This is a genomic window from Micromonospora sp. NPDC003776, assembly GCF_053605645.1.
The window spans coordinates 1-301 of record NZ_JBSGJR010000446.1 but is presented as its reverse complement, the minus strand read 5'-3'; the positions used below and the strand labels follow the sequence as shown (position 1 = coordinate 301).

The 301-nt window shown below is 81.1% G+C and carries 1 pseudogene; it reads left to right on the top strand.

Annotated elements, in window-relative coordinates:
- Window positions 1-301: pseudogene (locus tag ACWEVO_RS27650) on the top strand (hypothetical protein); the annotation flags it as partial.

The window sequence follows — 301 nt, the reverse complement described above, 5'->3', positions numbered from 1 at the left end:
CCTGGCGGTCCCGGACGGGACACCGGCCACCGGGCAGCGGCCGGCCGCTCGACACACCCCCGCCCACTGGGACTGGCCGGTGCCCGCCGGTGTCACGCCCGCGCCGGCACCGGCCGGCCCCGGCAGCGAGCCGGACGCACACGGCGCTCGAGTCGGCCTGGGCACCGAGCCGGATGCGGGCGATACCGGAGCCCGCCTGGGCACCGCACCGGACACGGGCGCTGCCCGGGCCCGCCTGGGCAGGGAGTCGGACGCGGACGAGCCCGCGGCCGCCGGGCGGGAGACCGAGGAACTGGCGCAG